At 44.7% G+C, this 24172-nt stretch carries 16 protein-coding genes; 7 read left to right on the forward strand and 9 right to left on the reverse strand.

The annotated features are described in order from the left end of the window. Positions 1–13 precede the first annotated feature (13 nt). The 5 genes from urtE to urtA all read right to left on the reverse strand — a co-directional run bounded on the left by urtE (position 14) and on the right by urtA (position 4931). Positions 14–703, reverse strand: coding sequence for an urea ABC transporter ATP-binding subunit UrtE (gene urtE / locus L9Q39_RS17865; RefSeq protein WP_237486441.1), 690 nt, complete (start codon positions 701–703; stop codon positions 14–16). Between the two features lie 10 nt (positions 704–713). Further along, complete coding sequence (gene urtD, locus L9Q39_RS17870; protein ID WP_237486442.1) at positions 714–1478, reverse strand: urea ABC transporter ATP-binding protein UrtD; 765 nt, start codon at positions 1476–1478, stop codon at positions 714–716. Beyond that, positions 1465–2664, reverse strand: coding sequence for an urea ABC transporter permease subunit UrtC (urtC, locus tag L9Q39_RS17875; protein ID WP_237486443.1), 1200 nt, complete (start codon positions 2662–2664; stop codon positions 1465–1467). Before urtC ends, urtD begins: the two co-directional genes overlap by 14 nt. Positions 2665–2675: 11 nt before the next feature. Continuing rightward, positions 2676–3602 (reverse strand): urea ABC transporter permease subunit UrtB, encoded by a 927-nt coding sequence (gene urtB, locus L9Q39_RS17880; protein WP_237486444.1) that lies wholly within the window; start codon positions 3600–3602, stop codon positions 2676–2678. A gap of 66 nt (positions 3603–3668) precedes the next feature. Further along, the gene (gene urtA, locus L9Q39_RS17885; protein WP_237486445.1) at positions 3669–4931 is read right to left on the reverse strand and encodes an urea ABC transporter substrate-binding protein; all 1263 of its coding nucleotides are present in this window, start codon (positions 4929–4931) and stop codon (positions 3669–3671) included. Between the two features lie 511 nt (positions 4932–5442). Between urtA and L9Q39_RS17890 the strand changes: the two genes are divergently transcribed. From L9Q39_RS17890 to L9Q39_RS17900, 3 genes are read left to right on the forward strand one after another with little or no spacing between them, the layout of a single operon-like run. Further along, positions 5443–8811, forward strand: coding sequence for a hybrid sensor histidine kinase/response regulator (locus tag L9Q39_RS17890; protein ID WP_237486446.1), 3369 nt, complete (start codon positions 5443–5445; stop codon positions 8809–8811). Then, positions 8808–9713: a response regulator transcription factor gene (locus L9Q39_RS17895; RefSeq protein ID WP_290369170.1), complete on the forward strand. Its 906-nt coding sequence runs from the start codon at positions 8808–8810 to the stop codon at positions 9711–9713. The genes L9Q39_RS17890 and L9Q39_RS17895 overlap by 4 nt, the downstream gene beginning before the upstream one ends. Before the next feature lie 47 nt (positions 9714–9760). Continuing rightward, positions 9761–9928 (forward strand): hypothetical protein, encoded by a 168-nt coding sequence (locus L9Q39_RS17900; RefSeq protein ID WP_435532850.1) that lies wholly within the window; start codon positions 9761–9763, stop codon positions 9926–9928. A 10-nt stretch (positions 9929–9938) separates the two neighbouring features. Here L9Q39_RS17900 and L9Q39_RS17905 read toward each other — a convergent pair whose 3' ends face one another. Together L9Q39_RS17905 and L9Q39_RS17910 are read right to left on the reverse strand one after the other, a co-directional pair. Then, on the reverse strand, positions 9939–12185 hold the full coding sequence (locus tag L9Q39_RS17905) for a DUF262 domain-containing protein (protein WP_237486447.1): 2247 nt from the start codon (positions 12183–12185) through the stop codon (positions 9939–9941). After that, complete coding sequence (locus L9Q39_RS17910; RefSeq protein WP_237486448.1) at positions 12182–14167, reverse strand: DUF262 domain-containing protein; 1986 nt, start codon at positions 14165–14167, stop codon at positions 12182–12184. The genes L9Q39_RS17905 and L9Q39_RS17910 overlap by 4 nt, the downstream gene beginning before the upstream one ends. A gap of 422 nt (positions 14168–14589) precedes the next feature. Between L9Q39_RS17910 and L9Q39_RS17915 the strand changes: the two genes are divergently transcribed. From L9Q39_RS17915 to L9Q39_RS17925, 3 genes are all read left to right on the forward strand, one after another. Beyond that, the gene (locus L9Q39_RS17915) at positions 14590–15753 is read left to right on the forward strand and encodes an efflux RND transporter periplasmic adaptor subunit (protein WP_237486449.1); all 1164 of its coding nucleotides are present in this window, start codon (positions 14590–14592) and stop codon (positions 15751–15753) included. Between the two features lie 3 nt (positions 15754–15756). Further along, positions 15757–18885: an efflux RND transporter permease subunit gene (locus L9Q39_RS17920; RefSeq protein WP_237486450.1), complete on the forward strand. Its 3129-nt coding sequence runs from the start codon at positions 15757–15759 to the stop codon at positions 18883–18885. A 260-nt stretch (positions 18886–19145) separates the two neighbouring features. Continuing rightward, positions 19146–20489, forward strand: a complete 1344-nt coding sequence (locus L9Q39_RS17925; protein ID WP_237486451.1) for an ATP-binding protein — start codon at positions 19146–19148, stop codon at positions 20487–20489. A 335-nt stretch (positions 20490–20824) separates the two neighbouring features. Here the strand turns inward: L9Q39_RS17925 and tdh are convergent, their stop codons facing one another. Both tdh and L9Q39_RS17935 read right to left on the reverse strand, forming a co-directional pair. Continuing rightward, entirely contained in the window at positions 20825–21856 is a 1032-nt protein-coding gene (tdh, locus tag L9Q39_RS17930) for an L-threonine 3-dehydrogenase (RefSeq protein WP_237486452.1), read from the reverse strand. A 70-nt stretch (positions 21857–21926) separates the two neighbouring features. Then, positions 21927–23120 (reverse strand): glycine C-acetyltransferase, encoded by a 1194-nt coding sequence (locus tag L9Q39_RS17935; RefSeq protein WP_237486453.1) that lies wholly within the window; start codon positions 23118–23120, stop codon positions 21927–21929. Positions 23121–23229: 109 nt separating this feature from the next. Here L9Q39_RS17935 and L9Q39_RS17940 point away from each other — a divergent pair, with 109 nt between their 5' ends. Then, entirely contained in the window at positions 23230–24162 is a 933-nt protein-coding gene (locus tag L9Q39_RS17940; protein ID WP_237486454.1) for a LysR family transcriptional regulator, read from the forward strand. Positions 24163–24172 lie beyond the last annotated feature (10 nt).

A 24172-nucleotide genomic window follows, 5' to 3' on the forward strand; every position in this document is an offset into this window, starting at 1 on the left:
ACTAACACCATTTTTAAACTGATAAATAAGCTGCCACTTGTCGTTCATCAACCTCGTCCCGCAGCACGTCATGCACTATTTTTCCCTTCTCAATCACTAATATTCGATCTGCAACGTCAAGAGCAAAGCTGAGTACCTGTTCAGACACTACTATCGACAAACCGCAATGGTCACGGATTTGCTTTAGGGTTTTTGCCATATCTTTAATAATCGAAGGTTGAATACCCTCCGTAGGCTCATCCAGTAACAGCACACTAGGGTTGCTGGCCAGCGCTCGCGCGATGGCTAACTGTTGCTGTTGTCCTCCCGATAAGTTACCGCCTCGGCGGTGGCGCATTTCCAATAACACAGGGAAAATACTGTACAAGTCCGTAGGCACCTTGCTTTCGCCAATACTGGTTAAGCCGGTTTCAATATTTTCCTGCACTGTCATGCTGGAAAATATCATTCTCCCTTGCGGTACAAAACCGAGACCCGAAGCCACTCTCTGGTAACTTTTCTGCTTGTTTAAACTCTTTCCATCAAGCTTCAAATCGCCGCTTCGACTTGGGATCATGCCGATGATCGATTTCATCAATGTGGTTTTACCCATGCCGTTTCGCCCCAAAATTGCGACAATTTCATTTGGTTTCAGTGAAAAATTCAGATCCGATATCACTTCACTTTGCCCATAGGCCACACAATAATTGCTCAGTTCTAGCATCATCTTCTCCTTAATGACCTAGGTACACTTCAATGACTTTGGGGTCATTCTTAACCCTCTGCATCGAACCTTCCGACAGAACCTTTCCCTGATGCAGTACCGTGACTCGATCGGCGATGTCTTCCACAAACTGCATGTCATGCTCAATCACCAATACTGAACGGTGCTGAGTAATATTTTGCAGTAACGCTGCGGTTTGCTTGCGCTCAGCCACCGACATGCCGGCTACGGGTTCATCCAGCATCAATAACTCTGGGTCTTGAATAAGTAACATGCCAATCTCCAACCACTGCTTTTGTCCATGGCTTAGCAAATCAGCTTGATCATGTAACTTGTCTTTGAGGAATACCATTTCAGCGATTTCCATGATTTTATCTTGCACAGACTGATCACGTTTAAAGGTCAAAGCGCCCCAAACATTGCGACCACGAGGGAAGGAAATTTCTAAGTTTTCAAATACTGTTAAATCTTCATAAATAGATGGATTTTGAAACTTGCGACCTACACCAGCGTGCACAATTTGATGCTCTTTTAGTTTGGTGAGCTCTTTTTGCTTAAACTTAATTGAACCTTGCGTTGCCTTAGTGCGTCCACAAATCAGATCCAGTACCGTAGTTTTGCCTGCACCGTTAGGACCAATAATGACTCGAATTTCTTTCTCCTCGACGTACAACGATAAATCATCCACCGCCTTAAAACCGTCAAAGGACACCGTTAAGCCCTCTACGCTCAGCACAAAATCTTTTTGCGGTGGTATATGCTTAGACTGTTGCATTGTCACGCTCCTCTACTGATGGTGAGATTGATCCTGAGTTGGACTCAACTTTGACGGCAGGAGTTGACACTGGCGCGCTGCTGGATTTACGTAACATACGCTTCTTAATTCGCGGTTCAATATGCTGTTGGTAGAGACCCGCTAAACCGTCTGGGAAAGCCATGACTACACCAATGAACAAAGCCCCCATTGCGAATAACCACAGTTCAGGAAATGACTCAGAAAAACTGGTTTTAGCCACATTTACCAGCAATGTGCCATAGACTGCACCTAGCAAGGATAAGCGACCTCCTACGGCACAGAAGATCACCATTTCGATGGAAGGTACAATGCCAACAAAAGAAGGCGACATGAAACCCACTTGCAAGGTGAACATTGCCCCCCCAATCGCTGCAAAGGCTGCACCAACACAAAAAATGAAGATTTTAAAACTGGCTACGTTGTAACCAGAGAAGCGCACTCGGTCTTCTTTTTCTCGCATTGCTACCAACAATCGACCTAACTTACAGCGCTTGATATACAAGGCGGTCACCAAGCACACAAATAACAAAGTCGCATTGATGAAATAGAGCAGATATTGTGAGAATTCCGAACGAATATCCCAACCAAGGAAAGTCCGCAAATCAGTGATTCCATTTACCCCACCGGTATAGCCCTGTTGACCAATAATCAAAATGGTTAGAATGGCAGCAACTGCCTGAGTAATAATGGCAAAATACACCCCGCCGACACGGCGAGTGAACATCGCAACAGCAATAATAAAGGCAAACAGTACCGGAACTGCAATCACCGCAATCAGCGTGAAAGTTAAGCTATGGAAAGGCTGCCAAAACCACGGCAACTCTGTTAATTGGTTCCAGTCCATGAAGTCGGGTATTCCCGGTGTAGACTGAATTGCCGTTGACTCCGGGTCGGAGGCTTCTAGCTTTAGGAACATAGCCATGCAATAGCCGCCTAAACCAAAGAATACCCCTTGCCCCAAGCTCAATATCCCACCGCAGCCCCAACATAGCACCAAACCAATAGCGACAAAGGCATAAGTAAGGTATTTACCGACTAAGTTTAAGCGGAAAATATCTAAAGCTAAGGGCAGTATAATAAACAGTAAGGCTGCTAGTAAAAGGTACTTCCACCAACCTACAGGGCTGCTGTCTTGTTGAGCAAATGCATTAGTTTGAAATAGCATTCTTTTTCTCCCTAGCGACGCACTTTAAGTGAAAATAAACCTTGAGGACGCAGCATCAATATTCCAACAACAATTAACAAGGTAAGAACTTTCGCCATCGAGCCACTGAGGAAGAACTCCATGGTTGATTGCGCTTGGGAAATGGTGAAGGCCGAAGCAACCGTACCCAACAAGCTAGACGCACCACCAAATACCACCACTAGGAAAGTATCAACAATGTATAGCTGACCAGCTGTCGGACCTGTTGAGCCCACCATTGTAAAGGCTGAGCCTGCAACACCGGCAATACCGCAACCTAAAGCAAAAGTGTATCGGTCTACCCGCTCAGTATTAATCCCCACAGCCGCAGCCATAGGGCGGTTTTGTACTACCGCTCGAGTTTGCTTACCTAAGCGCGATTTCTGCATTAGCAGGTAAACACAAATGGTAATAATGATCGTTAAGCCCATAACAAAGATGCCGTTGATTGGCACTTCAATGATATCGGTAATCGCATAAGAGCCCATCAACCAATCCGGTAGGCTTACCCCCACTTCTCTAGCACCAAAGACAGTACGGTAAAGCTGCTGTAAGATTAAGCTTAAACCCCAGGTAGCCAATAAAGTATCGAGTGGTCGTTTGTATAGGTGACGAATCATTAGCCACTCAACCAAAGCTCCCAAAGCTGCGGTTACCAGAAAGGCCAATAGCATGGCCACAAAGAAGTAACCATCAAATAGGCTAGGTAAACTGGTACTAAAAAATTGTGAAGTAAGATAAGTGATGTAAGCACCGAGGATCATGAATTCACCATGCGCCATGTTAATTACACCCATCTGACCAAAGATGATGGCAAGCCCTAGAGCCATAAGAACAAATACAGAAAATAAAATAAGACCGGCAAATCCCTGCATAGCGAAAATGGCGGTTAGCTCAGCGCTGGTATAATCGGCAAACATTCGCTGCCCCTCCTCTCCTAAATGTCATCGAAAAGACAGGGTGCTCCAACGAGCACCCATCCCGTTTTACTGATAACCCTTAGGGAAAGGATTCGGCTCAATCAGCTCATCGGTTTCATAGACGATCTGGTACTGACCATCCGATTGTGCGTGACCAATTCGTGTCTTAGACCATAAGTGATGGTTTTCATGAACCTTCACATAACCCTCCGGCGCAGTCGTTAGCTCAAGGTTAGGTGAAGCGGCTCGCACTTTATCAATATCAAAAGATCCCGCTTTTTCTACCGCTGCTTTCCACAACCACGGACCAAGGTAAGCCGCCTGTGTAACATCACCAATTACAATGTCATCGCCCCAACGAGCTTTAAAGGCGGCGACAAACTCTTGGTTGTTAGGAAGGGTTAAGCTTTGGAAGTATTTCATCGCTGCGTAAGCGCCTTGAATGTTCTCACCTCCAATACCTAGGATTTCATCCTCGGTGACCGAAATGGTAAGCACCAACGGTTTTTCCTTAGTCATATCAATACCAGCGGCTTTAAGCTGCTTATAGAAAGCGACGTTAGAGCCACCCACGACAATTGCGTAGATAACGTCAGGTTTTTTCAGCTTGATTTTGTTGATTACCGAGTTAAATTGAGTGTGACCCAGTGGGTAATATTCTTCGCCCACCACTTTCAAACCGAGTTTTTCAATGTGCTTACGGGCAATCTTGTTAGATGTTCGAGGCCAGATGTAATCTGAGCCTAGCAAGAAGAAGCTTTTCGCTCCTTTTGCTTCCGTCACCCAGTCAATCCCTGCAATAATCTGTTGTGTGGCTTCTTGACCGGTATAAATTACATTAGGTGACTGCTCCAACCCTTCGTAGAAAGTGGGGTAATAAAGCATACCGTTGTATTGTTCAAATACTGGCAATACCGCCTTGCGTGAAGCTGAAGTCCAGCAGCCAAATACAGCCGCCGCCTTATCTTTTACTAATAGCTTTTTCGATTTTTCCGCAAAGGTAGGCCAATCACTGGCACCATCTTCTTGAATGTATTCAATCTTACGACCTAGTACTCCTCCCATGGCATTGATTTGTTCGATCGCCAATTTTTCAGCCTGCACCGAACCAGTTTCACTGATCGCCATGGTACCCGTAACCGAGTGTAAAATACCCACTTTTACCGTGTCATCGGTAACCGCGAGACCCGTGGTATTCACTTCAGCGGTGCTTGGATTCGCAGCGTAGCTAAGCTGAGAAATCAGCATCGCGGCGGGTAATGCCAACATTCCTTTGAGAACGCGGCGACGTAGCTGTTTGCTAACGCCTAAAGAGTTGAGTTTTTGCATAGTGGTATCCCTACACGTTAATGAAAGACAGTATGTCCGTACTGGGTGATACCTATCATGCAAAACCGCAAGAGAAATAAAAATTCGCTAATTGCTCTAGCCCACTACGTCATTTGACGTATAGCCAATAACAATCCTCTTGTAGACTCTGTAGTTAATCTAGGCTGCGGGGTTAGGAGCCTACCACTAGACTTATTAAGGCTTTTTTGAAACACAAGATTTCACTTTGATTTATCTTCTTTCTACACAAGATTTTTTACACAAGACACTTTGATGCAAATAGCGCTTAAACACAAAGCGATAAGATCTCCTATCAAATTCAAGTTACGACATGCTATATGCCATACCTAGAATGCTCGATAAACGATCCGCATCTCAAAATAGAATTATTACCATTCTTATTCTCACTATTACAAAGGACTGGCTTAAATAATGCATTAATGACAAAGATGTTAATTAAATTATTAAGCTATTGGATTATCAAACTATTGACACAAAGGGTATTTGATACATGGATGAACAACATATTCTGAAAACGAGGAGGAATTACAACCGCTGGGTTGCCAACCAAACGATGGAAGACTATGCGCTGAGGTTCACCGCCAAAAGTGCTCGTCAATGGTCTAGCTTTCGGGTAGCCAATACCGCTCTCGGCGCAATCTCTTTCCTCGCTTTGGAAGCGATTGGTGGCGCACTGATGCTTAAATTCGGTTTTAGTAATGCCATGGCTGCTATTTTGGTCGTATCAGCGATTATTTTTATCTGCGGCGCACCTGTATCATACTACGCAGCGCGTTATGGTGTAGATATCGACCTACTCACCCGTGGTGCAGGCTTTGGCTATATTGGCTCTACCATTACCTCACTCATTTATGCCTCTTTCACCTTTATATTCTTTGCCATTGAAGCCGCAATTATGGGATCGGCTTTGGAGTTGCTGTTTTCTATCCCCCTGAGCATTGGGTATCTGATTAGTGCAGTGGTAGTGATCCCCCTAGTCACTCACGGCATCACCTTTATTAGCCGCTTTCAACTATGGAGCCAACCTATTTGGGTGATCCTGCAACTGCTCCCCTTTGCGTTTATCCTTTGGCATGAATCCAGTAACATTAACCAGTGGACTCAATTTCAAGGCCACCAGCAACAAAGTCCTGGTTTTGATTTGCACCTGTTTGGCGCAGCATCAGGGGTCTTGTTCTCACTGATGGCGCAAATTGGCGAACAAGTCGACTTTCTGCGTTTCATGCCAGAAAAAAATAAACACAATCGCGTCAAATGGTGGGCAGCTTTGCTTTCTGCCGGACCGGGTTGGATAGTGGTAGGCGCGTTAAAAATTTTAGTGGGATGTTTTTTGGTCGTACTCGCGCTAAACGCTGGAGTCGAAGACGAAGTCGCTGGCGATCCTATTCAAATGTACCAAGTCGCCTTTTCTTATGTAACTTCTTCGCCATTGGTTGCCTTATCGCTAGCGGGGATCTTCGTCATTGTTTGCCAGCTAAAAATCAACGTGACCAATGCTTATGCAGGTTCCATTGCATGGTCTAACTTCTTCTCTCGCTTAACTCACAGCCATCCTGGGCGAGTAGTCTGGTTGGTCTTTAACGTAGTCATCGCACTACTTATTATCGAGTTAGGCATTTATTCAGCTATTGAAAATATATTGGGCATCTACTCCAATGTTGCAGTAGCTTGGGTGGGCGCCTTAGTCGCTGACTTAATAATCAATAAACCTCTGGGCTATAGCCCCAAACATATCGAGTTTAAGCGAGCTCATCTATTTGATATTAACCCGGTGGGAGTGGGTTCAATGGTCATTGCCTCCAGCCTTGGCATTTTTTGTTATACCGGACAACTAGGTGATACCGTTCAAGCATTAGCTCCTTTCATCGCGCTCGTGGTCGCTTTTGTCTCTTCACCAATGATCGCCTTTCTCACCAAAGGACGTTACTATTTGGCGCGCGATAACGAGCTTGCGTTGGCACAACATGGCGACTGTCGCGTCTGCCAAAATCATTTTGAAGTAGAAGATTTAGCCTATTGCCCCGCCTATGGAGGCGCGATCTGCTCACTATGTTGTACGTTGGATGCCCGTTGTCAGGACCAATGCAAGCCTCACGCAAGTTTTGGTCAGCAATTGAGTCAATTTGTAAAACTCATACTCCCCAGCTCAATCTCTTCAATGATGAACACCCGACTGCTGCAATTTAGCGGTTTTATGATAATTATTGGCGGGCTTATTTCAGGACTTTTCTACCTAGTGTATTTGGGAGTACCTATCAGCGAGCTTGAAGCCCGAGAACTGATATCGACCACCCTTAGCCATGTATTCTTTTTGCTGATGATTATTGTAGGAGTATTAGTCTGGCTATTTGTTTTAGCCAATGATAGTCGCCAGCTTGCATTCACCGAATCGCTTCGCCAAACCGAACTACTCAGCCAAGAAATATCGGCCCACGAGATCACCGACCAAGCTTTACAGCAAGCCAAAGAAACCGCAGAATTGGCAAACCAAGCCAAGAGCCGTTACCTCACTGGGATTAGCCACGAACTGCGAACCCCACTTAATTCAGTCTTGGGCTACGCACAACTGTTGGAAAATGCCCCTAACTTGCTTCCTGCTCATGCAGCCAAAATCTCACGAATTAAACGCAGTGGTGAACACTTAGCCGACATTATTGAAGGACTGCTCGACATTTCGCGAATTGAAGCAGGTAAACTAGAGATCCAGCGTGACAAAGTCGCGATTAATGAATTACTCGACGATTTGGTCGAGATGTTTAGCCTACAAACCAAAGAAAAAGACATCAGCTTCAACTATCAACCTAGTCCCTATCTGCCCAATTTCGTTTACGCCGATGAAACCCACTTACGACAAATACTAATTAACCTACTCTCAAATGCCGTTAAATTTACTCAACAGGGTGGCGTATCATTTAGCGTACACTACCGCAGTCAAGTCGCTGAGTTTACTATTCAAGACAGCGGTCCCGGCATTGAAAAGAGCGATCAAGCTAGAATATTCAAACCCTTTAAGCGGGTGCGAAAACTTGACACACCACAACCACCAGGAACTGGTCTTGGTCTGACGATTACCCAATTGCTCACCGACATTATGGGCGGCAATATTAGTCTTACCAGCACAATGGGTAAAGGCAGCTGTTTCAAATTGAGCTTAATGCTGTCAAGCATTGAAAACGAAGGTCCCAGCCAAATACCACAAACGAAAGTCAAATCGTATAAAGGTCCCTCAAAAACGTTAATGATAGTCGATGATGATTCAAATCACCGTAACTTGGTGAGCGAACTGCTTTCTCCTTTGGGTTTTGTGGTGAAAGAGGCCAGTGATGCGATTGATTGCCTAGGCAATCCCCAACTCGGTGACATCGATTTATTCCTTCTAGATATCTCTATGCCGGAAATGAATGGCTGGCAACTACTGGAAAAACTGCGTGATAAAGGGCTTGATGTACCCATAATTATGGTATCGGCTGACGCCTATGATGCACCGCTATTAGAGCACTCACAGCGCCAATTACATAACGATTATTTAGCCAAACCAATCCGAGACAATGTGTTACTTGATAAAATCGCTAACGCCTTAAAAGTCAAATGGACGTATCACGATACTTACAAGCGCTCACCCAAGATAATCCCCCCTATCGAAGCCAGCACCGTTTCCTTAAGCCAAGAACAACGCAAACAATTGAAGGAGATCTGGGAAATGGCTCAATTAGGATTTGTTCATGGAATAGACAAAATTCTAACTAATTTAGAGTGTGACCCTAGCCTATTGGTACATACTCCCACACTCCGAAAAAACTTAGAGCAATATCAGTTTTCAAAAATTAGAGATTATTGTGAGAAGGTGTTAGCAACATGAGTACGATTGATACAAAAGGAATAGTTTTAGTCGTAGATGACTCGGCAGAATCCGTGGGTATGTTAAACGCAGCCTTAGTTGAGCAAGGTTATACTGTACTCATCGCCATGGATGGGCAACAAGCTATAAACATTACCGAGCGTATTACCCCAGACTTAGTGTTAATGGACGCATTGATGCCCAACATGAATGGCTTTGAAGCGTGCCAGTTACTAAAAGACAACGATGAACTGAGTGACTTACCCATCATATTCATGACCGGACTAAGCGACAGCGAGTCGGTTATTAAAGGCTTAGAATCCGGTGGCGTAGATTATCTCAACAAACCGATTAAGCTGGACGAACTGCTAGCTCGAATTAAAGTCCACCTTACCAACGCTCGACTCACCCGCAGCGTGCGCGGTGCATTGGATGAAATAGGTCAAGCTACTCTCACCTTTACCAGCGGCGGCATCGCATGGATGAGCAGTAAAGCCAAACAGGTACTGAATACGATTGATATCGATAACACCGAAGTCAACAGCAACTTCACAAAGCAAATCCAACGCTGGCTCAGCCACTCCCCAAGAAAACACAGTAGCCTAAACCTGCAACAGCTCAGCAAACCCCTTCAACTTAAGTATCTTGGCCAATCCTCTCCAGGGGAACATCTACTGCGCCTGTTAAACAATGACGAACAAAGTATTCGTGAGTCACTGCGCCAACGCTTTAAACTCACAGAGCGCGAGTCAGAAGTGACTTTTTGGCTAACTAAAGGCAAAACCAACCGAGAAATTGCACAGATTTTAACGATGAGTCCAAGAACCGTAAATAAACACCTAGAAGCGATTTTTCAAAAGCTAGAAGTCGACAATCGCACCAGTGCCACCGCTTTGTGTTTGGAGTATTTCAATGATCATTAAATGAATTTGTAACCCCAACCTCTGCAGGTTCAATTACCGGCAATATCATGGCGGTTGAGATTCAAGATGAATCTGGTGATAACCAGTATTTGCTACGTTTGGTACAGAAAGGCAGTCAGGGTCGATACTGGCTAAAAGCCAGCAACCCTGACTATGCATTAATGCCTACGAATCAATCGATGAAGACGTTTGCGAGGTTAAAGCGAGTCATGTGATTACTTTGGCTCAATTCGCAATGGTCAATACTGAATCTGCAATAGACTTAAGCTTAGCCAAGTCCTCTGTTTGCGATACATCAAGGTCTAATGTTTCACCACTTTCATTTCTTAAGCTATAGATAAATATGCCATGTTGATATTCGATGTAGAGTGATGCATTTTGCCATGCAAGCAGAACAACAGCAGGCTGCTTTTGCTTACCTATGCCATCACTGTACTCAATCTCATTTGCAAACGTTGACAAATGATTTTGTAATTCCAGATAAAGCGCGTAAGTTCTTAGCCCTGCATAACGACCTGACATCACCTTACCTTTCAGCAGGTAGATTTCATCGCCACCTAAACGAATCTGCCGCTCACTAGAGTAACTAATAATTTTGGGGTATTGGTTCACGTACTTACGCCAGTCTTGGCAGTTCGCGTTGTCAATAATTGCCCGCATCCCCTGTTCTTCTTCACCCGTCTTAAGCTTATCGAGCAATTCAAATAAGATTGCACACAGTGATTCATTGTTAAACACACGACGCCAGTTTTCATAACGAGCACGGGCATTACCTGTAATATTTCGACAGAAACTGTGGTTACGATGAGACGGTTTCACTAAGTACAAGCCCGTTGTCAGCAATGCTCGCTGCATTAAGAAATCCGGCGTTTCTAAATAATCTTCAAATAGTACTGCGGCTTTGCGAGCTAATTCTTCAAATCGATCGGCATCATAACTGCCATCTTCCTGTTTAGCACCAAGCAGTAGAAAGCCGATTTGATGATAGAAATAGCGGTGATTTTCGTATTTGGCGAAACGCTCTCGCCACGCATTGTCTTGAACAATCAGGCTGGCTTTTAAGATCTCTTCGCTACGCTGATTTTCATTGAAAAAGCGCCATTCTGAACTGTCTAATGTAGCGATACTCGCCAGTACATTGGTGACCTCGACACTTTCAATAATGCGATTAAGTGCATGTGAAGAACTGACATAGTTCATCGTAATATCGTATGTGATATTTACGCTTAGTCGCATGGTGACCGATAACCAATCTGACAATTCATCAATCAGTTCATCACTCCACGAGCTTTCAACCAAGTCTTGCTCAAACACTTTTTGAACAAACAGATAAAGCGCGGAGAAGCGAGCTTGGTTTTGAAGGCTACGATCGCGTAGCACACCCACAAAAATGCTGTGACACTGCTGCCATACCTTCGCTAACTTACTGTCTGCAGGTGCCAGTTGCAGTTGATGGCAAAGGGAAAGCAACATACCAATCTTGTTTAAGGTTTGCCCTTCAAAGCAATGACGTTCTTTATAGGCCTGTGTTGGAATAAAAGCATTGTCACGACAGGCGAGTAACCAGACGTTATCGAGACTTTCCAGATTACCTTGAGATGGTTTGAGCAATAACGCGCTATTTAATTGAGCGACGCTCTTAAAGCAGCTCAAAAACAGATTATCGATTTCGTATTCACCGCTATCGCGAAGCTTCCAAAAGACATCGGTCCATTCCTTATCCATCAACGCCCAGAAACCTTCGGTCAATTGGAGATCAGTTCGTTCCTCTACATAACTTTGCAACCAAGCTTTAAAATTCTCAAACTCAGTGAGAGGACGCCCACGAGCATTCATCTTGATGTAAAGTTCATCCGTCAATGAAAACTCTTTCATTTCAAGAAAATGGAAAGTGATGGGTGGATTAGTTTCTGAGGTCAACAACTCCCATAGTGCTTTGCCACCCGCAAGTTCATAAATAAATACACGGTGAATTTCATCAAGCATGGTCAGCATTGATTGCACGGTCGGATCGTTACGCCAGACAGAGAAGAACCAATGAGAGTCAATAATCGCCGACGATAGCGTATCTTCACAATTAAGGATGTCGATTTCACTGCCAAACAACAATAACGAATCAACAAATTCTCGAGAGCTCACACGGGTTTTGTAGCTGAAACGCTGCAATTTAACCTCAGCATTTGCTAAACAACCACAACCTGCGGCAATGTACCAATGCAACAAAAATAGCGTCGTCAAACGCTGCTGACCATCAAGCAACGTCAAGGTATCGTTGTGTACAGAACCATAGATAAAATCCAGATCTTGACTGTTGTTTGTGTCTGTCACCACAGAATGCAGGCTTTTGACAAAACCCTCACGAATCTGCTTAGCTTTACTATCATTACGCCCCTGTGCGTAATCTCGCTGGATAATTGGGATCTCAATTTGATACTTATCTAACAGTTGCCAAAATGTCTGTTTCACACTCATTCTTCGTTACCTTTCACATCGAGGTAGTAGTTAAAGCAATCCTCTAGCGCATTGCGATAACCTTGTTTGTCGCTCTCAGACCATTTGTACATCTGTGAAACACTGTCACTATAAAATTTCGAGAACACATTCTTGGTGCCAATGGGGATAAAAAGATGCTGCTCTCGCTCATAATTAATGATGCGTTCGCGCTTTACGGAAAAAATTTCATTACCAATGCTACGATTGACGCGACTTGGAAGCAGGCAAAGGTTGTCTATTCCATGTACCTCGTCATCGGGGATTTCACCCACCACACTTTCGAGTAGCTCGATATAAGTATTGCGAAGTTCACGATGGCTCGTTAGATCATGACTACTCTTTGAATACCAGTGTTCGAGTGCCTCAATCAACTCTTGCTTTTGAACTTCAGGGATATGATTGGAGCCCAGTAGCGCTTGTTGGTCGTCGTACCAGGTCTGGTATTGTTTAACTGCATCCAACTCTTTCGATTGCTGTGCGTGAATATGCTCAATATCCCAAGACATATCTCGATAAGTTTTGAATGAGAAACGGGTTTTGTTGGTTCGGTGCACTGAAATATTAAACAGGATAAAGATCGAGATAACATTCTTACGCTTAGCGTTGTAATGCATTGAATCAAAGTCAAACTGACCCAACTCTTTATTCTCAAAGTAACCATACAGTTCTTCGGCAATGATCTTTCTCAGTTCTAGTGCAAACTCGGACTTACCCTTACGATCCGCCAGTTGCCACAAGTCTTGTACATTGCGAATGTCTCGACTGACGATGAAACCAACAAGGTGATATAACTCATCATCCTTAAACCACTCAAGCAGGCGGTAGTAATCTTTTTTCACCTCATGCCACAGGTCATAGACCGTTTTTTCTTTGTCTGCTGCGCCAAGTAGTTTGTCATTGTAAAAATGAAAAGATGAAAACTCATCGGATTCGCTCTGTTTATTGCGCTTACCGAAATGGGCGGCTTGCTTGCGCAAATCAAACAGCATGTCGATTCGCGTAGTGTGATCACTCGGTTTATTCGAAGAGCTTAAAAATGCCCAGAATTCTTCATCTTGTAAGCCATGCTCGATCATATCCCACTGCAGGCTAAGTTCAGATTGGCGAAATAAGTCAATCTCATTCTTATCCTGCTTTAAAACATTGTTCAGAAACAGCGCCTTGATTAACTCCGCGTTGGTGAGCGGGATCTTACCGCTGTTAATACGCATAAAAATATCAATCGACTGCAGACGATCCACCGACTCATCTTCTTCACGTGCTGCATACCAAATAAACTTGGTATGGTTGAGCAGTTTGTTACTCCATGCAAACTTATCAACGTCTGGTTGTTTAAACCATTCGGCTATCGTTTTGTAAGCCGTATAGAAGTGGTAATTATCAACGTTATCGAGCTCAGCGGCATGCAGCGCTTCTTCCGTTTCGCTGTCGAATGATTGACTGGCAATAAAGTCATCCCACTGCTCATAAGCCAATGTGCTTGGCAGGTATTCATTTAGGAAGACGCTACTGCTCTTACGTGTGCGATATTCAATTGTGTACTTTTGTTGATGCTCAAGATAAGACAAAATCATAAAAATAGTGGTCATTCTCTGCTGACCATCAATCAATTCCCAGCATCCTTTTTCGCCTGTATTCAGCGCACTGTGATGCTTAACCACCACCGGTTGTAAACAATAAAACTCACCTTTACTACTATCAAACTCGTTAATGTCATTAAGAAGTTCGGTCACTTGTTGCGGCAACCATTTGTAACCACGTTGGTAATCATCAACAAAGAAATGCAGCGGCAACACATCGGCTACGCTTTTAAGAATTAAAGTATTGTTACTCGCGACGAGGTTCTGAATTTCCTTCAAGAACACCTGCATTTCTGCAGAGTGAACATTTGTAAATTCGGGTTGATAACGCTCAATTAGGTTCTCTATTTTGACCATTGAGTCGCTGGTTTGATTTGTCATACTGATGGACTTCCTAAAAAGAGCGAGTTGATATGTGCTTGCAGAGTAAAACTCAACATTCTTGCCTCACTCTATGCTCTAAAAGTTAAACCGCACGACGTAGTATAACACTAATTTTAGGCGCTAACGCTAATAATGTCATCATAGATAACGAACTCAATGCTGATGAAGACCAGTGCTCGCCTAGTGGCGATATGACGGCGCTGATTTACATTTCGCTTGTAAAAACAGACCTGAACCACCCCTCACTCGATTTAACGTGAAACAGTATGTCGAGCAACTGCTGTGCGGTAAGCCGAGTTCTTTTTCCACGACTCTCAATTCATTAGCATCACAATCATAAGTCTTAACCCCGCGTTAACCACTTAACCACTATACTTTTAGTAACTTTTGCCATCATTCTTCTAGGATAAGGTTTCATCATGTCTCTTCCCCTCTCGTTAAAATGGCCACTGGGTCTCATTCTCTCTAGCACTTTATTACTCGGCTGTGGTGAACAAGTCATAGACCAACGACCAGCACCGGGGCCTCTTCATGTTGACGTTTTAGATTTAACCCCGACAACACTGCGTTTGACGACCGAGTTGCCCGGGCGAATTGCCGCGTTCAAACAAGCGGAAGTGAGACCACAGGTGACGGGTATTCTCAAAAGTCGTTTATACAAAGAGGGCTCTCAGGTAGAAGCTGATGATGTACTTTATGAGATTGACCCAACCACTTATCAATCAAACGTCAATAGCGCACAAGCTCAATTAGCAAAAGCGTTGACGAGCGAAGAGACCACTCGAAAAACTCAGGTTCGTTACCAAGAACTACTTAAGAAAAAGTTAACCAGCCAACAGAATTTTGATGATGCCGATGCGGCCTACAAAGAAGCCCAAGCTGAAGTCGCTATCCGCCAAGCCGAATTGGATTATGCCAATATTGAACTGTCATACACTAAAATCAAAGCGCCTATTTCAGGTCAGGCTGGACTCTCTTTAGTGTCAGAGGGATCGTTATTGACCGCTGAACAGTCTTCTTACCTAACGACGATTGTGCAAACCGCGAACGTCTATGTGGATATGCAGCAATCTTCACTGGCGATTACGAAAATCAGAAAAGAGTTTGCTAGCTTCACGGACAAGGATGCTGAGATCCCAGTGTCGATCACCCTTGAAGACGGCAGTGCTTATGAGCAGACGGGGCATTTAGAGTTTTCGAACACATCCGTTTCAGACTCGACAGGGACGGTCACGCTACGCGCCATCATTCCCAATCCTGACAATACGTTACTCGCGGGGATGTACGTTCGCGCCCATATTTCAATGCCAGAAGCGCGAGGCTATCTCGTTGTTCCGCAATCTGCTGTGGTACGAAGCCAATCTGGGGAACCTTCCGTATTTGTGGTCAACCAAGACAATAAAACAATGAAAAAGCCGGTAGTTCTTGGTAATGAAGTGGGCAACAGTTGGGTGGTTAAAGAAGGGCTTTCTAACGGTGATCAAGTCGTCATTACCAATATCATCAACATGAAAAATGATATTGCTGTTGTTATTGATAGCCGTACAGAAAGTACCGCTCCTGCTTCGGCGAGCGAGGAATAAACCATGTCTTTATCGAATTTTTTTATTCACCGACCCATTTTCGCTTGGGTGATTTCCATTGTCATTATGCTTTCGGGCATTACGGCGATCGTCACCTTGCCTGTCGCGCAATATCCAACGATTGCTCCGCCAGCAGTGACTATCTCAACCTCTTACCCTGGCGCTTCAGCAAAAACGATTGAAGACAGCGTGACTCAGGTTATCGAACAAGGCATGACAGGGTTAGATAACCTGCTGTACATGGCGTCTAAAAGTGACTCTTCGGGTAGTGCAAGTGTCACATTAACGTTTAGTGCTGACACCGACCCCGACATCGCGCAGGTACAAGTTCAAAATAGCTTGCAGCAAGTGAGTAATCGCCTACCGACAGCCGTACAAAATCAAGGGACTTCTGTCACCAAAAGTACATCAGGCTTTATGTCGGTCACCAACCTATATTCTCCCGATGGCAGCATGAGTGCGGGTGATATTCAAGATTACGCAAACTCTAGCCTCAAAGATATCCTAAGCCGTGTCAACGGCGTGGGAGAGGTGACCATTTTCGGTCCTTCTTATGCGATGCGTATCTGGTTAGATCCCGCCAAATTAAACAGTTATAGCCTCACGCCCGTTGACGTTTCTGATGCGGTATCGGTTCAAAACAGTCAAGTCACGGTGGGACAATTGGGCGGCGCGCCAGCCGTTGATTCTCAGCTAATCAATGCCACAATCACGGCACAAAGCCTATTAACCAGCGTTGAAGAGTTCGAGGATATCTTAATCAAAGTCGATAGTGACGGCTCTCAGATTAAACTCAAAGACGTCGCGCGTGTAGAGTTAGCCAGTGAAGATTCTTCGGTTATCCCTGCCTATAAGGGTCAAGACTCCTCCGGTATTGCGATCACCCTTGCAACTGGTGCGAACTCGTTAGATACGCAAAATGCAGTGGATGCAAAACTAGAACAGCTTTCAAAGGGTTTTCCTGATGGACTCGCACTGGTTAAAACAACCGATAACAACTTGTTTATCCGCTTGTCCATCAGTGAAGTGGTCAAAACCCTCTTTGAAGCCATTGGTCTTGTTTTTGTCGTCATGTTACTGTTTTTACAAAACTTGCGAGCAACCCTGATCCCAACCATCGCCGTTCCCGTCGTACTCCTTGGTACCTTTGGTGTTATGTCAATACTGGGTTTCTCGATCAATACACTCACCATGTTTGGTTTGGTATTGGCTATCGGCCTACTGGTGGATGATGCCATCGTTGTGGTAGAAAACGTCGAGCGTTTGATGCATGAAGAGAACCTATCTCCTCTCGAAGCGACCAAAAAGTCAATGGGACAAATTACCAGTGCCTTAATCGGTATTACGATGGTGTTGTCGGTTGTATTTATTCCTATGGCGTTTATGTCCGGTTCAACCGGCGTTATCTACCAACAGTTCTCTTTGACCATTGTCTCGGCGATGGTGCTCTCCGTTATCGTGGCATTGATTCTTACTCCAGTCCTTTGTGCAACGCTTCTAAAGCCTGTCGACAAAGCGTCTAACATTAAGTTTTTTGCTCTGTTTAACAGAGGGTTCGACAAACTCTCTACTCAATACCGAGGCTCAGTTAAACACGCTTTACAGCGTCCATTGCGCTTCGTTTTTGTTTACCTAATGCTTTTTGCAGGCACTGCCTACCTATACAACGTGTTGCCAAGTTCATTTTTACCAAATGAAGACCAAGGTGACTTCATGGTCATGGTCACCACGCCAACGGGGACCACATTACAAAAGACACAAGAAGTGATGTTGGATATTAAGGATTACTTTGAAGAGAACGAATCGCATACGGTCGATCATGTGTTTACCGTGTCTGGATTCAACTTTTCAGGCTCAGGACAAAATGCAGCGATGGCATTTATTGGCATGAAAGATTGGGCTGAAAGAACCGAGCCGGGAACCGATGTTGATTCCATTATCGGTCGTGTCATGGGTGAGTTTTCAAGTTACAAACATGCAAAGATCTTTGCTTTTAGTAGCCCACCGATTCGAGAATTGGGTACTTCAACAGGCTTCAACTTCTACTTAGAAGACGTAGGGGCTGTCGGTCATAACAAACTGATTGAGATTAGAAACCAGCTACTGGGCGCTGCGGCACAAAGTCCACTATTAAGAAATACACGACCAAACGGTCTTGAGGATACGGCGCAACTGTTCCTTGATGTCGACTATGAAAAAGCCAAAGTGCTCGGCTTAGAAATTGATGACATCAACCAGTCACTATCAATTGCTTGGGCGTCATCATACGTCAATGACTTTATCGACCGTGGTCGCTCTAAAAAGGTTTACATTCAGGCCGACGCCGAATATCGCATGACACCAGAAGACCTAAATTTATGGTTTGTGCGCAACAACGAAGGTGAGATGGTTCCCATCTCAGCGTTCAGTACTTATCACTGGGGGCAAGGTTCTCCACAGTTACAACGTTATAACGGCAACTCCGCAGTAGAGATCGTCGGTGAAGCTGCCCCGGGTTACAGTACCGGAGAAGCGATGGCTGAAATTAACCGGTTAGCCGCAGAGATTTCAAACGATGTACAGGTAAGTTGGACGGGTATGTCCTATCAAGAGATCGAAGCTGGCAACCAAGCTCCGATTCTGTATGCCATCTCCATCTTGATGGTCTTCCTCTGCTTGGCCGCTTTGTATGAAAGCTGGAGTATTCCAATTGCGATTATTCTTGTTGTTCCGTTGGGGATACTCGGCGCACTGGCTGCGATCATGTTGCGAGGGCTGGAAAACGATGTTTACTTCCAAGTCGGCGTGTTAACCACCATAGGTTTAACCGCCAAGAACGCCATTTTGATCGTTGAATTTTCCAAAGAGCTGTATGAAAAAGGCGTCAACATCATTGATGCAACGGTACAAGCGTGTGAGATGCGTCTGCGCCCCATCATCATGACATCGCTGGCGTTTGGACTGGGTGTATTGCCTTTGGTGATTAGCACCGGCGCAGGTGCCAATGCACGCAACGCGATTGGTACGTCAGTACTCGGCGGCATGATAGGCGCCACTTTATTGGTAATTTACTTCGCGCCACTCTTTTTCGTGTTGATCTGCAAACTGTTCAAGTCAGGTGAAAAACAAGTAACCGCAAACAACGTCGAATAACGAAATGGACTAATGATGAGTCTAGAAATGACTCATCATTAGTCACTCGCTGAGAAGCGGCGAAATCATCCCATATCCCAAAATCCACGATATGTTTCAGGTTGGAAGCTAGCAAAATCAACATTCTCCTTGAGGATTACACAAACCAACCCATTAGTGTAAATATAATTACTGTAATATTTTTTACAGTAATTATATTTACACTAGATACCCTGTAATCTATCCTTAAAGCCAACAGGTCAAAGCAAAAGTAGAAAGCGATGAAAAAGTTTTATAACCGCCAGAAAGAACTCGACGCCCTACAAGCGGTTTCCGGACAGATAGCAGAAACTAAGGGGCAACTTAGTGTCATGGTGGGAAGAAGACGTGTGGGTAAAACCCGTCTTTTAAACGAAGCGTTTCATCAAGGGAATACTCGATTTCTTTACCTATTCATAAGTCGAAAGAGTGAAAGCTCCTTAGTGGATGAGTTTGCAGAAATCATCAATAGTGAGCTTGGTGTTAAGTTTTTCCAACCACAATCACTCCGAGATATCATTGAGTTCTTGTTGGATTATACAAAGCAAAAGCCTCTGACTGTCATCATTGACGAATTTCAAGACATAGATATCGTCTGCCCTGCTCTATTCTCCGACATTCAAAATTTATGGGATGCAAACAAAAGAGAGTCAATGATGCACCTTGTCTGCTGTGGCTCCCTATACAGCATGATGACTAAGATCTTCAAAGGCAAAGACGAGCCTCTATTCAACCGTGATGATCGATTCTTTAAAATCCAACCTTTGCAACCCTCTTATCTTGCGGAGGTAATGAAAGACCACCATCAATTTGATGCTGAGAACATGCTTCAATGGTGGTGTCTTTCAGGGGGAATCCCAAAATACCTTGAGTGGCTAACTCGATTCTCTGCTGAAAGCGATGATCTATTTGAGGCAGTGATCTCCGAGTTTTCGCCGCTGATAAAGGAAGGAACTCACCGGCTTGTAGAAGATTTTGGCTCAGAACATCGAGTTTACTTCGATATTCTTGGGGCAATATCAAAGGGCAATACTAGCCGAGCTAGAATTGAAAACTTCTTAGATATGAGTGTTGGTGTTCATCTAGAAAAGCTTGATGAAGTGTTTGATGTTATTACCAAGAAACGTCCGATTAGTTCTAAAGAGAACTCTCGAGATATTCGCTACTCCATTTCCGATCCATTTCTAAACTTCTGGTTTCGATTCATCCATGCCAACAAAAGCGCTGTGGAGATGGAGAACTACGAATATATCCGAAAATACATTGAACGGGATTTCAACGTATACTCAGGTCTAGAGCTAGAAAGCCTATTCACCGCAATACTGGTCGAATCAAAGCAATTCGGGAAGATTGGTGGATACTGGGATGCGAAAGGTCATAATGAGATCGATATCGTTGCCATTAATGACCTCGATAAGAAAATACTCATCGCTGAGGTTAAAAGACAGCAAAAGCGTTACAGTGAAGCAAAACTAATAGAGAAATCCCATGACCTTTTAAAAAAGCTAAGCCTAAAAGGTTATGACATTGAGTATCGTGGATTTTCATTAGATAACTTAACTGAAACGATGAAAGAGTATATCTAGAACTATATATCTAGACCTATGCATTCAAGCCGTCACGAAAGCACTACAGAGACAGAACATGATCTATTAACGAGATAGCGTCATATCTATGGCGAGCATACTTTACACTCAGAAGATACCCAAAAAGTTCAGAGTTTTAAAAGCAGCTAGCGGGATAACTCAATAAGATATTGTTTGCTAGATACGAAAATGACGCCTCGATTTCATTCGGGGCGTCATTCAATTTTTTTGGGGCATTTCTAGGTGTAAAACAGGGCTGTTTTTACCCTTTACATGTTCGGATAACCAGTATCTATGTAAGCAGCAAGAAGTCTATTTTTAACCTTGTAGTCCCTTTACTCCCAATCGAGAATAACCTTACCAGAAGCCCCGCTACGCATAGCCTCAAAGCCTTTTTCAAACTCATCAACCTTAAAGTGATGGGTGATAATTGGCGTTAAATCTAAGCCAGACTGGATCAATGAAGCCATCTTGTACCAAGTTTCAAACATCTCACGCCCATAGATACCTTTGATCACAAGACCTTTAAAGATAACTTGGTTCCAATCGATGCCCATGTCTGATGGTGGGATACCGAGTAGCGCGATACGACCGCCGTGGTTCATGGTTTCTAGCATTGAACTAAACGCGGATTGGACACCTGACATTTCTAAACCGACATCGAAGCCTTCGGTCATGCCTAACTCGGTCATCACGTCTTTTAGATCTTCTTTCGCAACGTTAACGGCGCGAGTCACGCCCATTTGTTTGGCGAGTTCAAGGCGGTATTCGTTAACATCGGTAATGACAACATGGCGTGCGCCGACGTGTTTGGCAACAGCGGCAGCCATGATACCAATGGGACCCGCGCCCGTGATAAGCACGTCTTCACCCACCAAGTCAAACGACAGTGCGGTGTGAACGGCATTGCCGAACGGGTCAAAGATAGAAGCGAGATCGTCAGAGATACCTTCAGGAATTTTAAAAGCGTTAAATGCAGGGATCACTAAGTATTCCGAGAACGCTCCGGTGCGATTAACGCCAACGCCGACGGTATTGCGGCACAAATGAGTACGACCACCGCGGCAGTTGCGACAGTGACCGCAAGTGATATGACCTTCACCAGAAACGCGGTCGCCAATCTCAAAACCACGCACTTCTTGACCAATCCCAACCACTTCACCGACGTATTCGTGACCGACAACCATAGGAACCGGAATGGTATTTTGTGACCATTCATCCCAGTTGTAGATATGCACATCCGTACCACAGATAGCGGTCTTTTTGATCTTGATAAGCAGATCGTTGTGGCCCATTTCTGGCTTGTCGACTTCCGTCATCCAGATGCCTTGTTCAGGCTTTAATTTTGATAACGCTTTAATTTTCATTACTATTTCCTAAAGAAATCGATGTCGCGGCTAGTCGAATTTGATAACAAAACCAACCGCGTAAAATGGGTTAGATGATTGCCATCTCTTTACCAACTTCGATAAAGGCATCAATGGCGCGATCTAATTGCTCTCTTGAGTGGGCAGCAGACATCTGAGTACGGATACGCGCTTGTCCTTTTGGCACCACAGGGAAAGAGAAGCCCACCACATAAATGCCCTTCGCAAGCGCGCGCTCGGCAAACTCTGCGGCGACTTTGGCATCGCCTAGCATAATTGGAATGATCGCATGATCAGCGCCCGCCATGGTGAAACCTGCATCCGTCATACGAGTACGGAAATGGGCGGCGTTTTCCCAGAGACGGTCACGCAATTCGCCACTCTGTTGCAGAAGATCAAGTACGCGCAAAGACGCGTTAACAATGGCTGGCGCAACCGAGTTAGAGAATAGATAAGGGCGAGAGCGCTGACGCAACCAATCGATGACTTCTTTTTTACCTGACGTATAACCGCCTGATGCTCCACCCATGGCTTTGCCCAGCGTACCGGTAATAATATCAATACGATCCATCACATTGTGGTACTCGTGAGTCCCCGCACCCGTTGCGCCCATAAAGCCAACCGCGTGAGAATCATCAACCATCACAAGCGCACCATACTTGTCTGCTAAATCACAGATAGCAGGCAGGTTTGCGACCACACCGTCCATCGAGAATACACCGTCAGTTACGATCAAGGTATGACGGGCACCCGCTTCTTTCGCGGCAATAAGTTGCTGTTCAAGCTCGTCCATATTGTTGTTGGCGTAGCGAAAACGCATCGCTTTACAAAGACGCACACCGTCGATAATCGACGCGTGGTTAAGGGCATCAGAAATAATCGCATCTTCTTTGCCAAGGATAGTTTCAAATAGACCGGTGTTTGCATCGAAACACGATGTGTAAAGAATGGTGTCTTCTTGACCCAAAAATGCTGACAGTTTCTGCTCGAGCTGTTTATGGATATCTTGCGTACCACAGATAAAACGCACCGATGCCATACCGAAACCATGTGCATCCATACCTTGCTGACCGGCTGTAATCAGCTCTGGGTGATTCGCCAGACCTAAGTAGTTGTTGGCGCAGAAGTTCAGCACACTTTCGCCGCTGGCAATTTTCACGGCCGCTTGTTGTTGAGAGGTGATGACACGCTCAGATTTATACAGACCTTCAGCTTTAACTTCTTCAAGCTGCTGTTGAATTTGATTATAAAATGCAGAGGACATATTGGTTTCCTTGTAGGGGCGCTGCGTTGTTGTCCCTATTTTAGTTCATTGCCGTGAATTCGATTATCCCTTAAGATGGAAAACCATTAGTGAATCTCAGGCATTAATCATGTTCAACCAGAGTCTTATTCCGCTACTTCCTGATCTCGCGTCTTACATCTTGGTGGTTAATGAAGGCAGTTTTACCGCTGCCGCGAAAAAGCTGGGTGTCACCCCTTCTGCTCTGTCAAAAACCATTACCCGATTAGAAAATGCCTTGTCGACGAAATTGTTTCAGCGTACGACTCGCCAGTTGGTGATCACACAAGCAGGTCAAAAGGTGTATGACCAAAGCGTCCTGATGATCAATGCCGCTCAACAAGCGCTCGATGTGTCTCAGTCCGATCACACCGAACCGAGTGGCTCACTGACGATAGCCGCACCTGAAGCTTTTCTTTTTTCCGTTTTACAGCCCCTTATTGGTCCGTTTTTAAAGCGCTATCCAGAAATCCAATTGAAAGTGCGGGCATTGGATGGCGACATCGACTTGCTTAAACATGGTATAGACGCCGCCTTTAAACTGACCGACCGTCCGGATGAAAATTTGGTACTGAAAGAACTTGGGCCAACAAATCTGGTACTTTGCGCTAGTCCAGAGTATCTGACGAAAAATGGCGAACCCACCTTGCCACAAGACTTACAAGCTCACGACTGTCTATATTTAGCAGAGACGGAGCGCGACAACGTTTGGGATTTTTTTAAAGAGGACGAATACCACTCGATCACCGTTTCTGGGCGCTATGCGGTCAACCATTCTCAGATGCGATTAAACGGCGTCAAACAAGGATTGGGGATCGGTATCTTCCATGACTTTGTGATTCAGGAAGCACTGCTACAAGGCAGCGTTAAACCGGTATTGCAAGATTGGACCATCAAAAGTAACTATCACGGCACGGTCGCGCTACAATATGCACAGAGCAAGTATATGCCAGCTCGTCTTAGGGTGTTTATTGATTATATGAGTCGTGAGTTAGCAGGATTGGTCAAAGCCAACCCTGCTTGAAACACAAAAC

This window comes from Vibrio hippocampi (assembly GCF_921292975.1).
GTDB lineage: Bacteria > Pseudomonadota > Gammaproteobacteria > Enterobacterales > Vibrionaceae > Vibrio > Vibrio hippocampi.

What these genes read in the sequence shown, in the direction of transcription:
- urtE (WP_237486441.1), bottom strand. Translation starts at nt 703, where the DNA reads ATGCTAGAACTGAGCAATTATTGTGTGGCCTATGGGCAAAGTGAAGTG.
- urtD (WP_237486442.1), bottom strand. Translation starts at nt 1,478, where the DNA reads ATGCAACAGTCTAAGCATATACCACCGCAAAAAGATTTTGTGCTGAGC.
- urtC (WP_237486443.1), bottom strand. Translation starts at nt 2,664, where the DNA reads ATGCTATTTCAAACTAATGCATTTGCTCAACAAGACAGCAGCCCTGTA.
- urtB (WP_237486444.1), bottom strand. Translation starts at nt 3,602, where the DNA reads ATGTTTGCCGATTATACCAGCGCTGAGCTAACCGCCATTTTCGCTATG.
- urtA (WP_237486445.1), bottom strand. Translation starts at nt 4,931, where the DNA reads ATGCAAAAACTCAACTCTTTAGGCGTTAGCAAACAGCTACGTCGCCGC.
- L9Q39_RS17890 (WP_237486446.1), top strand. Translation starts at nt 5,443, where the DNA reads ATGGATGAACAACATATTCTGAAAACGAGGAGGAATTACAACCGCTGG.
- L9Q39_RS17895 (WP_290369170.1), top strand. Translation starts at nt 8,808, where the DNA reads ATGAGTACGATTGATACAAAAGGAATAGTTTTAGTCGTAGATGACTCG.
- L9Q39_RS17900 (WP_435532850.1), top strand. Translation starts at nt 9,761, where the DNA reads ATGGCGGTTGAGATTCAAGATGAATCTGGTGATAACCAGTATTTGCTA.
- L9Q39_RS17905 (WP_237486447.1), bottom strand. Translation starts at nt 12,185, where the DNA reads ATGAGTGTGAAACAGACATTTTGGCAACTGTTAGATAAGTATCAAATT.
- L9Q39_RS17910 (WP_237486448.1), bottom strand. Translation starts at nt 14,167, where the DNA reads ATGACAAATCAAACCAGCGACTCAATGGTCAAAATAGAGAACCTAATT.
- L9Q39_RS17915 (WP_237486449.1), top strand. Translation starts at nt 14,590, where the DNA reads ATGTCTCTTCCCCTCTCGTTAAAATGGCCACTGGGTCTCATTCTCTCT.
- L9Q39_RS17920 (WP_237486450.1), top strand. Translation starts at nt 15,757, where the DNA reads ATGTCTTTATCGAATTTTTTTATTCACCGACCCATTTTCGCTTGGGTG.
- L9Q39_RS17925 (WP_237486451.1), top strand. Translation starts at nt 19,146, where the DNA reads ATGAAAAAGTTTTATAACCGCCAGAAAGAACTCGACGCCCTACAAGCG.
- tdh (WP_237486452.1), bottom strand. Translation starts at nt 21,856, where the DNA reads ATGAAAATTAAAGCGTTATCAAAATTAAAGCCTGAACAAGGCATCTGG.
- L9Q39_RS17935 (WP_237486453.1), bottom strand. Translation starts at nt 23,120, where the DNA reads ATGTCCTCTGCATTTTATAATCAAATTCAACAGCAGCTTGAAGAAGTT.
- L9Q39_RS17940 (WP_237486454.1), top strand. Translation starts at nt 23,230, where the DNA reads ATGTTCAACCAGAGTCTTATTCCGCTACTTCCTGATCTCGCGTCTTAC.